9 protein-coding genes are annotated in these 12,019 nt (G+C 40.5%); 6 read left to right on the top strand and 3 right to left on the bottom strand.

What is annotated here, in order from left to right:
* The first annotated feature begins 190 nt into the window (after positions 1–190).
* The 6 genes from glk to I6E82_RS14040 all read left to right on the top strand — a co-directional run bounded on the left by glk (position 191) and on the right by I6E82_RS14040 (position 7,425).
* Positions 191–1,183 (top strand): glucokinase, encoded by a 993-nt coding sequence (glk, locus tag I6E82_RS14065; RefSeq protein ID WP_197118136.1) that lies wholly within the window; start codon positions 191–193, stop codon positions 1,181–1,183.
* A 36-nt stretch (positions 1,184–1,219) separates the two neighbouring features.
* On the top strand, positions 1,220–2,233 hold the full coding sequence (locus I6E82_RS14060) for a LacI family DNA-binding transcriptional regulator (protein WP_010555045.1): 1,014 nt from the start codon (positions 1,220–1,222) through the stop codon (positions 2,231–2,233).
* A 336-nt stretch (positions 2,234–2,569) separates the two neighbouring features.
* Positions 2,570–4,420 carry a phosphogluconate dehydratase gene (edd, locus tag I6E82_RS14055; protein WP_007582619.1) on the top strand — a complete coding sequence of 617 codons (1,851 nt, stop codon included), beginning with the start codon at positions 2,570–2,572 and terminating at the stop codon, positions 4,418–4,420.
* A 33-nt stretch (positions 4,421–4,453) separates the two neighbouring features.
* Complete coding sequence (gene eda, locus I6E82_RS14050) at positions 4,454–5,074, top strand: bifunctional 4-hydroxy-2-oxoglutarate aldolase/2-dehydro-3-deoxy-phosphogluconate aldolase (protein WP_002959756.1); 621 nt, start codon at positions 4,454–4,456, stop codon at positions 5,072–5,074.
* A 9-nt stretch (positions 5,075–5,083) separates the two neighbouring features.
* Positions 5,084–6,088 carry a type I glyceraldehyde-3-phosphate dehydrogenase gene (gene gap / locus I6E82_RS14045; RefSeq protein WP_007582622.1) on the top strand — a complete coding sequence of 335 codons (1,005 nt, stop codon included), beginning with the start codon at positions 5,084–5,086 and terminating at the stop codon, positions 6,086–6,088.
* Between the two features lie 212 nt (positions 6,089–6,300).
* The gene (locus I6E82_RS14040) at positions 6,301–7,425 is read left to right on the top strand and encodes a sterol desaturase family protein (protein ID WP_024607975.1); all 1,125 of its coding nucleotides are present in this window, start codon (positions 6,301–6,303) and stop codon (positions 7,423–7,425) included.
* A 77-nt stretch (positions 7,426–7,502) separates the two neighbouring features.
* Here I6E82_RS14040 and I6E82_RS14035 read toward each other — a convergent pair whose 3' ends face one another.
* The 3 genes from I6E82_RS14035 to I6E82_RS14025 form a co-directional block, all read right to left on the bottom strand.
* Positions 7,503–8,792, bottom strand: a complete 1,290-nt coding sequence (locus I6E82_RS14035) for a leucine-rich repeat-containing protein kinase family protein (protein WP_197118135.1) — start codon at positions 8,790–8,792, stop codon at positions 7,503–7,505.
* A 78-nt stretch (positions 8,793–8,870) separates the two neighbouring features.
* A complete protein-coding gene (locus I6E82_RS14030; protein WP_010555049.1) occupies positions 8,871–9,584 on the bottom strand; it encodes a YebC/PmpR family DNA-binding transcriptional regulator in 714 nt (237 codons plus the stop codon).
* Positions 9,585–9,854: 270 nt separating this feature from the next.
* The gene (locus tag I6E82_RS14025; protein WP_197118134.1) at positions 9,855–11,933 is read right to left on the bottom strand and encodes a M13 family metallopeptidase; all 2,079 of its coding nucleotides are present in this window, start codon (positions 11,931–11,933) and stop codon (positions 9,855–9,857) included.
* Between the last annotated feature and the right edge of the window lie 86 nt (positions 11,934–12,019).

Genomic DNA, 12,019 nt, shown 5'->3' with positions numbered 1-12,019 from the left:
GGCTGACACCGGTGTCATAATATAAATGTTTTATCATTTTGTTGTCAAAACGTATTCGCTGTTTATATATTTTATAGGCAGCATTTTTTACTGTGATAGCTACTTTGAGGTGATAGCTCAAAGTATAAATAACAATGGTATACCATTGTAAAATAATAAGCACGAGTCGCTTAACAAAAGAGATAATACTATGAGCCTAAACTCTTCTGCCCAATTTGATCCCATCTTAGTTGCTGATGTTGGCGGCACCAATGCCCGCTTTGCTTTAATAACTGCTTTTAATGAGCACACTAACCAATTTGTAATAGAGCACATTAATATTTTTCCTAGTGCTAATTTTGGTTCACTTGAAAGTGCGCTTGAGCAATATTTACAAACAGTCTCGCATATTACACCCAAACGCGCATGTTTAGCCGTTGCAGGTCCAATAAAAGCTGGGCAGGTACATTTAACCAATTTAGGTTGGCATTTTAGTGTTAGTGAATTTAAAACTCATTTTGATTTACAGCAACTAGAAGTCATTAACGATTTTGCTGCTTTTGCATATGCGGCTCCTTACTTAGATCCTAAACAAAATGTCATTGTTAAATCAGGTCAAGCTGATGATAATGCAAACATTGGTGTTATAGGTCCCGGTACAGGTTTTGGTGCCGCGTGCTTAGTTAGAACGTCGCAATCTACCGCTGTTTTAAGTTCAGAAGGGGGGCATATATCGCTTGCACCTGTTAATGAACTCGATACTTTACTATTAAATGAATTACGTAAAGATCATCCCCATGTTTCTATTGAAACTGTATTTTCAGGCCCTGGCATAACGCATTTATACAAAGCGATGTCTGCGGTTAAGGGTGTAACAGCTAAAAATTTAGATGCTGCGCAAATAAGTAGCCTAGCAAATAGCGGTGAATGTGTTGTGTGCGATGCAACTCTTAATCAATTTTGTGATTGGATCGGCAGTGTAGCTGGCGATTTAGCCGTTGTTTACGGCGCTTTAGGCGGACTATTTATTGGCGGTGGAATACTGCCTCGTATGCAAGCAAGACTTCTAGAGAGCCGTTTTGTTGAACGATTTTCGCAAAAGGGTATTATGTCGCAATACGCAGGGCAAATTCCTGTAATACTTGTAACACAAGATAATATTCCACTAATTGGTGCCGCAGCGTGTTTGCACAACAGCAAATAAGGAGCTTTCCTTGTTCGCATTTGGAAAAATAGAGTGATGAAAAAAGTAACAATAAACAGTGTGGCAAGTCATGCTGGTGTTTCTAAAAAAACCGTATCACGCGTTTTGAATAACGAGCCTAATGTTAGTGCTGCAACCCGAGAAAAGGTGCTTGCGGTATTTAAAGAACTCGATTACACCCCAAATCCAATTGCACGAGGCCTTGCACAAAATCGTAGCTTTATTATTGGGTGTCTTTACGATAACCCGAGTAAAAGCTACATTACTCGCGTGCAAACGGGTGCTTTAGAAGCATGTAAAGAAAATAACTATAATTTATTGATACATCCTTGTGAGTTTCGTGGTGAAGCCCTTATAAATAATATTGAGCAATTACTACAGACTTCTCGATTAGATGGCATAGTGCTAACACCTCCTTTTGGTGATTTTGCTGAGCTTGTTGCTTTTTTAAAATCTAAAAAAATCCCTTACGCAAGAGTTGCGTCAGCTTTACTTCAAGATGATTCTATTTCAGTTCGTAGTAATGATGAGCAAGGCGCATTTGAAATTACTGAGCATCTAATTAGCCTTGGGCATAAATCTATAGCGTTTATTAAAGGGCACCCGGATCACAGTGCCACTCAACAACGCTTTAAAGGCTACAGGCGTTCACTTGCAAGCCATGGAATAGAGTTTGATGAGCGCTTGGTAGAGGAGGGTAACTTTAGTTATCACTCAGGTGTAGATAGTGCACGCAGTATTTTAGATTTATCTCCTAGGCCAACAGCTGTATTTGCATCAAACGATTACATGGCGGCAGCGGTATTAAAATTAGCTACCCAGCGCCAATTAAAAGTGCCTGATGACATTTCAATAGCCGGCTTTGATAATGCACCCATTGCACGTCATATTTGGCCTGGTTTAACGACTATTGCACAGCCCGTTGAAGAAATGACTAAACAAGCCGTAACTCAACTTATTTCACACATAGCTCAACCGCAAGAACAGCCGTATCAGGTAACGCTTGAGTCACGCTTGATTACACGCGAGTCTACCTCTGCGATAAAATAGTGAGTTAAAAACACTTTCACAGTAGCCCGAATATGAGTGACGCTTATTCGGGCTTTTTTTTGCTCTGAACTTGCTAAAATATACTTTGTGCCTAAAAATCAATTAGGTCATTATTCGGTCATGTTAAAATATTAAACTATTTTTGTTACCCGGGGTTGACACCGGTGTCATTGCTATGCGTTAATACAGTGACACCGGTGTCAGGGCTGTTGTGAGAGGCTCCCTGGTAGCGTACCTTTGAACGGGTAAATCAAAGATGCTCAGTACAGTTATTTACGTGGAGTCTGTAGTTGCTACTGAGCCTTTATCCTCTAACTAATAGAGATGAGTTAAATTATGTTACATCCTCGTATTCAAGAAGTTACCCAGCGCGTTATCGAACGCAGTAAAAATACCCGTCAAGATTATTTAGAACGTATTTCGCACGCAAAAAAACAAACAAGAGTTCGTGCCGGTTTAGGTTGCGGAAATATAGCCCATGTTATGGCTGCATGTAGCAGTGATGACAAAGCGCGCTTAAAGGCTGATGAGCAGCCAAATCTTGCTATTATCAACTCATATAACGATATGCTATCGGCTCATGTGCCATACAAAGACTACCCAGATTTAATTAAAGACATTGCTACCAAATACGATGCTACAGCACAAGTTGCTGGTGGCGTTCCTGCAATGTGTGATGGTGTTACGCAAGGGCGTGACGGCATGGAACTTTCGCTTTTTTCTCGTGATGTAATTGCTATGTCTACGGCAATATCGCTTTCTCACGATGTGTTTGATGGCGTTTTTTGTTTAGGCGTTTGCGACAAAATCGTCCCGGGTTTATTAATTGGTGCATTGTCGTTTGGTCATTTACCTGTGTTCTTTTTACCAGCAGGTCCAATGCAGTCAGGTATTCCTAATAAAGAAAAAGCACGTATTCGTCAAAAATTTGCACAAGGTTTAGTAAGTCGCGAAGACTTATTAGAGGCTGAAAGCGCGTCTTACCACAGCGCAGGTACTTGTACGTTTTACGGTACTGCAAACTCAAACCAAATGTTAATGGAAATAATGGGCTTACACCTTCCTGGTAGTTCGTTTATTAATCCTTACACTGAGCTTCGTGATGGTCTTACAGGTAATGCTGTAGAAACTATGCTTAAGCAGCTTACAGATGATAAAGAAAGCCCGTGTTTGGCCGATGTGATCAGCGAAAAAACGATTATAAACGGTTTAGTAGGCCTGCTTTCTACAGGTGGTTCTACTAACCATGCAATTCATATTGTTGCGATAGCAAAAGCTGCCGGCATTCAGGTTACGTGGAAAGATATGTCTGATTTATCAGAAGTTGTACCACTACTTACACGTATTTACCCTAACGGCTCTGCAGATGTAAACCACTTCCAAGCAGCTGGCGGTATGGGTTTCTTAATGCGAGAGCTAGCAAGCGCTGGTTACTTACACACAGACGTTAAAACAATGCTAGGCGATGGTTTAGCACCTTACATGACAGAACCTCGTTTGGATAAAGACGATAGCCTGATCATGAGCAACTCAACCGGCCCAACTAAAGTTAAATGGGTAGATTGCCCAGCAAACTCACATGATGAAGAAGTACTTCGCCCAGTGAGTAACCCTTTTAGTAAGCAAGGTGGTCTGCAACTTCTAACGGGTAACTTAGGTAAAGCTGTTATTAAAGTGTCAGCTGTTGCTATCGAACATCAGGTTGTTACTGCTCCTGCAAAAGTATTTAGCTCACAAAGTGCTCTGCAAGATGCATACACGCGTGGCGAATTAAACCAAGACTTTATTGCCGTGCTAAAAGAGCAAGGCCCTAAAGCGAAAGGGATGCCAGAGCTACATAAATTAACGCCAGTAATGGCAACGCTTCAAGATGAAGGCTTTAAAGTAGCCATTGTTACTGACGGTCGTATGTCGGGTGCATCAGGTAAAGTACCAGCTGCTATTCACTTAGCACCAGAGGCAGTAGAAGGCGGCATTATTGCTAAAATCCGAGAAGGTGATTTAGTGACACTTGATGCGCCAAACGGAATATTAAAAGTACACGTTAGCGACGAAGAACTTGCTAAACGTGAAGCAGAACTTAGCCTGCCAAGTGCAACATTTGGTACAGGTCGCGAATTATTTACTGGATTTAGAAATATCGTAAGCAGTGCCGATTTAGGCGCGAGTGCTTTTGGACTTGAATAAATATTAGCCATACTGGGTAATGAGGAACAAGTAATGAGTATTGAAAAAATCTTAGCATCGGCACCCGTAGTGCCAGTGGTTGTAATCGAAAAATTAGAAGATGCAGCACCACTTGCAAGAGCGTTATATAACGGTGGCTTAAAAGCCTTAGAAATAACACTACGTACACCTATTGCTGCAGAAGCTGTAAAGCTGATGAAAGCAGAAGTACCTGAAGCCTATGTAGGTACTGGTACGGTAGTAGATAAAGCAAGTTTTGATCTTTCGGTTGCCGCAGGTGCAGATTTTATGGTGAGTCCAGGTGTGAGCGATGAGCTTATTGCTTTGGCTAAAACATCAGATATACCATTTTTACCAGGCGCTGCAACTGCAAGTGAAGTTATGCAACTTGCGTCGCATGGTTTTAAGTATTTAAAATTCTTCCCTGCAGAAGCAGCAGGCGGAACAGCAATGCTTAAATCAATTGGTGGCCCATTACCACATATTACTTTTTGCCCAACTGGCGGCATTAGCCTAGCAACTGCACCGAACTATTTAGCGCTTAACAACGTTATTTGTGTTGGTGGTACGTGGATGCTAGATAAACAACTAATTGAAAATAAAGACTGGCAAGCAATTGAAGCGCTTGCTCGCCAAGCAAGTGAACTTAAATAGGAGTCTAAAATGATTAATGTAGCAATTAACGGTTACGGCCGTATCGGTAGAAATGTTTTACGTGCACTTTATGAGTCAGCTCAAAACAGCGAAATTAAAATTGTAGCAATTAACGATTTAGCACCAGCTAACGTTAATGCACATTTAACGCAGTATGACTCAGTTCATGGTCAATTTTCTAAAAAAGTAACACTTGAAAATAACACCATGTTAATTGACGATGACGTAATTACGTTAACGCAAGAACGCGACCCTGCAAATTTACCGTGGAAAGCACTAAACGTCGATATCGTTTTAGAATGTACTGGTTTTTTCACTAAACGTGATGACGCAGCTAAGCACATTACAGCGGGTGCTAAAAAAGTAATCGTTTCTGCTCCAGGTAAAGATATGGATGCAACAGTGGTTCATGGTGTAAACAGCGATGTAATCAACGCTGATAGCCAAATCATCTCAAATGCATCGTGTACTACTAACTGTTTAGCACCACTTGCAAAAGCAATTAACGACACAGTAGGTATTGAAAAGGGGAGTATGACAACGATTCATTCTTATACGAATGATCAAAACCTATCTGACGTATACCACCCAGATCTATACCGTGCTCGTAGTGCAACTCAATCTATGATCCCAACTAAAACAGGTGCTGCGGCAGCTGTTGGTTTAGTATTACCAGAACTTGCTGGTAAATTAGACGGTATGTCGGTACGTGTACCAACAATCAACGTATCTTTAGTTGATTTTACGTTTATTACTAAGCGCGATACGACCGCAGAAGAAATCAATGCAATCATGAAAGAAGCGTCAACGGGTTCAATGAAAGATATTTTACAATATAATGAGCTTCCGCTTGTTTCTATCGACTTTAACCATAACCCAGCGTCATCTATCTTTGATGCAACGCAAACTAAAGCCGATGGCAATCTAGTTAAAGTAATGGCTTGGTACGACAACGAATGGGGTTTCTCAAACCGCATGTTAGACCAAGTTAAAGCATTAGGTGCGTTTTTATAATACAGCCCTAATGATGTAAAGTTTTAGCTTTATCCAACCAAGCCACGCATTGCGTGGCTTTTTTGCGTTTGGTTTATCTGTATATTTGCAACTCAGACTATGGAGGGAACTATTTGTATTTTTTATACCCTAAATTTTGTTAATATGTGGGTGTGTAAATCAATGGAATTTCGTTGTATTTAATCAACTCAACGAAGCAAGGAATAATAAAAATGATCAGAGCTTTATCACGAAAGGTATTTCGCACAAATCATCTTCAGATAGGTGAGGGCAACATAAGTGGCTACATAGCCTGCTTTTTAGCAATACTGAGTTGCTTAGGCGTATTAGCGTTTCACTTTCCTGAATACTTAACCACACCAGAACTACGCAAAAGCTACAGTGTCGACTTTTTACGTCAGCTTATGTTTGCATCATTATTGGTCTCGGGCAGTTTAGGACTACTTAACTTTGTACGCAATACCAATAAGCGCTTAGGAGCTACAGCGTGGTTTTTTATTTTACTCGCTATTATGTTTGGCGGACCAAACGTTGAGGTAAATGAGTTTGCTAGCGACACACCTTACATAGGGCTCGATTGGTTTATTTTAGATTTACTAGGCTCAACACTCATATTTATTGTTATTGAAAAGCTGCTACCCCATCGAAAAGAGCAAAAAATATTACGTAGCGAATGGCGAGGCGATTTAAACCACTTTTTCGTAAACCATTTAATTATTGGTTTTGTATTACTCGTTACTAACCACTTTGTGCATTATGGTTTTGGCTGGGCTGTATCATCTACAGTACAAGGTTATATAGAGCAAACACCATTTGTAGTGCAGTTGTTTTTAATAATACTCGTGGCTGATTTAATGCAGTATTGGGTGCATCGTGCTTATCACGAAGTCCCTTTATTATGGCGCTTTCATGGCGTACATCACAGTGCTAAAGAAATGGATTGGTTAGCGGGCTCTCGCCAACATATTCTTGAAATACTCGTAACTCGCAGCTTAGTGCTCACACCCATATTTGTACTTGGATTTTCACAGCAAATAATTAGTTTATACGTAATAATTGTGGGTTTGCAGGCTGTGTTTAATCATGCAAATGTACGTGTTAAATTTGGTTGGTTAAAGTATTTTATGGTTACACCGCAGTTTCACCATTGGCATCATGCGTCAGATAAAGCTGCGATTGACCGCAATTACGCTGCGCATTTTTCGTTTTTAGATTACGCGTTTGGTACTGCTGTTAAAGGCCAAAAAGAGTGGCCACAAGCGTATGGCGTAGTCGGGGATTACATGCCGGTAGGTATGCTTAAACAACAGGTTTACCCGTTTAAGCGCACTAAATGAGCTCGATTAATTCAATAAACATAAACTAAAAAAAGAGCAACGTGTTACACGTTGCTCTTTTTTATGACTCTACTCAATTATATATTTAGCTCTTCTAATAACTCAGTAAATGTAGGTCTTTGATTTAATGAAGGTTGCATAGCACACTTTGCCATATCGGACATTTCACCAAATAGCTCACTTTGCCTATCATCACCGGTTACCGTGCCTAATAAGTCTTCAATTAAACAGCCCAGAGCTCTTACTTCTATCCACTCTAGTTGTTTTTGTTGATACTCACTTAGCATCGTTAAATTAGTTGCAGCACCAAAATCGCCAAATAAAACATCAGCATCTTTGTTTATCATGGTGTTATGCGCATACACGTCGCCATGGCTTACTTTACGAACATGCAAGTGATGTAAGGTATTTACCATTTGCTGTGCAATTTTTAAAATAGCTTGAGTTGAGTAATGGCAATCATTGTTAAAGGTATCACGCGTACAGGTTTCAAGGCTTGGAGGCAGACCTAAATTAGCAAAGCTTTTATCTATTAGCTCCATCACTAAACCCAACTGATCACTTTGATCAATGTAGGCAAGTACTTTAATTAAATTAGCGTGATCGCCTGCTTGTAAGCAGCAATTTACTTCATCAAGCGGGTAGCCGTCGCTGGTAATTGCACCTTTAAATAATTTAATCGCTACAGCGCTATCAGCAGCTTGTGCTAAATGAATAACGCCCGATGCACCTTGGCCAATAACATGACTAAGCGTGTAATCGTTAAGAGGTTTATTTTCTAAGCTGCACTTTGTAAGGCACTGGGCTTTATTAAAATCGTTACCGGCAAACGCAAGCCAAGCAAGTTTAGGCAGTTCAAACAGCCAGTCGTCTACGTGTGTTAAGTTATTAGCAGAGAGCCTAACAAGCTCGAGGTTTTTACACTGCGCCATGCTACTTGGCAGTTGCTTAAGTTGATTGCCCGCAAGCGCGAGCTTTTTAAGTTGGGTGTAATTACCAAAGTCTTCAGGCAATTCGCTTAACGTATTATCGGTGAGTATGAGCCACTCAATATTTTTTGGCAGGCTGTTTAAAGCAAACTCAGAAATTTGGTTACCCTTAAACGCGACCATAATTAAAGCAGGGCATTTAGCCAGCACAGTAGGAATATGCTTAAACTGATTAAACGATAAAAATACTCGCTTCAGGCGTGTTAAACAGGCAAATTCATCAGGTAGTGTTGATAAGTTATTATTTGATAAATCGAGTACTTCGAGCGTGTCAGCTAAGCTAAAAATCTCTTCCGGGAATATTGTTAACTCTTCTACTAATTGCAGGTGAGTAGCACCAACAAGTTTGCCACTTTTAAGCTCCGTAAGATTATTCATATATTTATACCACGTTCTAAAAATGAAAAAGCCAACATAGCTGTTGGCTTAAAGTCGTTCTAACTTAGTTAACTAATTTTAGAATTGCGCGTTATGGTAAACGTTTTGTACGTCGTCGCAATCTTCTAGCATGGCTAAAAAGCGTTCCATAACTTCTACGTCTTCGCCTTCAATAGGCGTTTCAATTTGTGGCACAAAGCTAATTAGGTCTTCGTCAAATTCAGTCACGCCCATTTCTTCAAGCGCTGTACGTGTGTTGTTGTACTCTGTGTGAGGAGCAAAAACAGTAACTTTACCATCATCAACTTCTACGTCAGTTACATCAACATCAGCCATCATTAGTGCTTCAAGTACTGCTTCGTCGTCATCACCGTCAAATACAAAAATAGCAAGGTGATCAAATAAATGTGAAACAGAGTTTTGAGCGCCAATTTTAGCATTTGCTTTAGTAAAACAAACACGTACATCAGCAAATGTACGTTTGTTGTTATCTGTTAAACAATCAACAATAATCATACAGTTACCTGGGCCGTAACCTTCGTAACGTGTTGCTGAGTAGTCTTCGCCGCCGCCGCCTTTTGCTTTATCGATTGCGCGGTCAATAACGTGTGCTGGCACTTGGTCTTTTTTAGCGCGTTCAATTAAACGACGTAATGATAAGTTACCATCTGGATCTACACCGCCGTTTTTAGCACAAATATAAATTTCTTTGCCGTACTTAGAATAAACTTTAGTTTTAGCACCCGCAGTCTTAGCCATTGAATCTTTTTTGTTTTGGTAAGCTCTTCCCATCTGCGTTTCGCCTTAATATATGTAAATAATAGAATAAAATTATAATGCGTATTCTAAAGGTAAATGCATTCAAGGGCTAGTAAGTATTAAAGCCGATTAAAACTGTAGCGTTTAAAGTCCATCTAAAGTGTATTTTATTGAGGCGTTTTGGCGCTGATTTAAAGAGGATTTTCAGAGCAAATTTAATCAAATAAAAAGGCAACTTATTTAATGAGTTGCCTAATTGAGTAATAAAATTAAACGAGGCAAATTAATAGCCTCATATATTACTTACCAAATACGTACACGTTCATCTTCAGGAAGGTATAACTCATCGCCTGGTTTTACATCAAACGCTTTGTACCATGCATCGTGGTTACGCGGCGCTTGTGCTCTAAAGCGACCTGGGGCATGTGTGCCACCACGCAGTTGGTTAAGCATGCTTTGCTCAGTACGTTTTTCTTTCCATACTTGTGCCCACGCAAGGAAGAAACGTTGATCGCCAGTAACACCGTCAATAACAGGCGCTTCTTTACCATTTAAACTAAGTTTGTAAGCGTTATAAGCCATTGATAAACCACCCACATCACCAATGTTTTCGCCAAGGCTATTTCGACCATTTACAAAGTTACCTTCGATTGGCTCGTATTTACTGTACTGGGCAGCCAGTTGATCGGCTTTTTCGTCAAATGCAGCGCGATCAGCATCAGTCCACCAATTACGTTGCACACCGTTCTCGTCTGATTTTGAACCTTGATCGTCAAACCCATGACCCATTTCGTGACCAATTACAGCGCCAATACCGCCATAGTTTACAGCCGGATCGGCATTTGGATCGAAAAACGGCGGTTGTAATATCGCAGCCGGAAATACAATTTCATTAAACGAGCTATTGTAGTAAGCGTTTACGCGTTGTGGCGTCATGCCCCAGCGATTTCGGTCTGTTATTTGTAGCTCTTTTCCAACACTTTCTGCGTGGAAAAACTCACGCATGTTTTTCACATTACCAATTAAATCGTTTTTAGTAATGCTTAAACCGTCATAAGACTGCCATACATCGGGGTAACCAATTTTTGGTACAAATGCAGCCAGTTTAGCGCGCGCATTTACTTTAGTTGCATCGCCCATCCACTCTAGGTTATCAATACGTTCACCAAGGGCTGTACGAAGGTTTTCAACCAGCTCTGACATTTGTTGTTTTGATGACTCAGGGAAGTAACGCGCTACGTATATTTTACCAATAGCAAAACCAAGCGAACTTGTGCCTGACATTTCACTTATTGCACGTTTCCAACGAGGACGAGGTTCTTGTTGTCCGTTTAATTCTTTACCAAAAAAAGCAAAATTAGTATTAAATACGTCTTCTGATAGTAAACCTGCGTTACCGCTAATAGCGTGATACGTTAGGTAGTCTTTCCATACTGCAATATCTTCTTGATTGATTAGCTCAATCATCGCTTTTATTGGCTCAGGCTGAGATACATTTAACTGAGGTACTTTATAACCTGTTTGCGCAAAGTATAAATCCCAGTTAAAGCCAGGGTAAGCAGTGCTTAAATCGGCACGTTCAACTTGGTTTAGGGTTAAATCGCGATTACGGCGCTTTTCACGAGGCCAGTGACCTTGTGCAATTTTGGTTTCAAGGTCAAGAATAGCTTGAGCGCGCTCAGTTGCATTTTCAGTGCCTGCAAACTCAAGCATGTCAGCAATGTGAGCAACATAAGCTGTACGGGTTTTTACAAAGCGCTCAGCGTCTTCAAGGTAGTAAGAGCGATCTGGTAGGCCTAACCCACCCGCACCTAGTGACATTTCATATTTGTTAGGGTCTAGGCGATTAAACCACATGCCGCCGCCCAAAGGGGCTTTATTACCGGTTAACCAAGACTTACCAAACATCTCAGCTAAATCGTCAGTTGACGCTATATCACTAATTTCACTTAACAATGGCTTAATAGGCGCTACACCGAGTTTATTAAGTGTTTCGGTATCCATATACGCATTGTAAAAATCAGCAACGAGTTTTTCTTCTGCGTTTAAATCTTTACGTGCGGCTATTTCTTCAATAATAGCTTTAACATCGTCTTCACTGCGCTCAGCTAATCCTGAAAATGCACCGTAGCGGGTTTTATCTGCAGGCATTACGTAGTTGTCATACCACGTGCCACTGGCATACATAAAAAAATCATCGCCTGGTTTAACGGCTTCGTTGCGGGCTGTTAAATCAACACCAAAACTACCTAACTCTGCTTTCTCTGCTACTGCTGCAGTGGCTACTTTAGGTTGTTGCTCGTCTGTTTTTGTTGTTTGCGGCTCTGAACAACCGGTAATAAATGTGGCAGCTAATGCTGCGGCAATTAAACTCTTTTTCATTACTTACTCCTGAGTATCACTGATTGAATTAAAGCAGCAGTGAATCATTTTTATTGTTACGAATATTTAACTTATCGATTGTTATT

Origin of the sequence: Pseudoalteromonas sp. NZS11 (assembly GCF_015864765.1) — a bacterium.
In the GTDB taxonomy this organism is placed as follows: domain Bacteria; phylum Pseudomonadota; class Gammaproteobacteria; order Enterobacterales; family Alteromonadaceae; genus Pseudoalteromonas; species Pseudoalteromonas arctica.
Note: the sequence above shows the minus strand (reverse complement) of the source record. Positions and strands in the feature narration are given on the sequence as shown.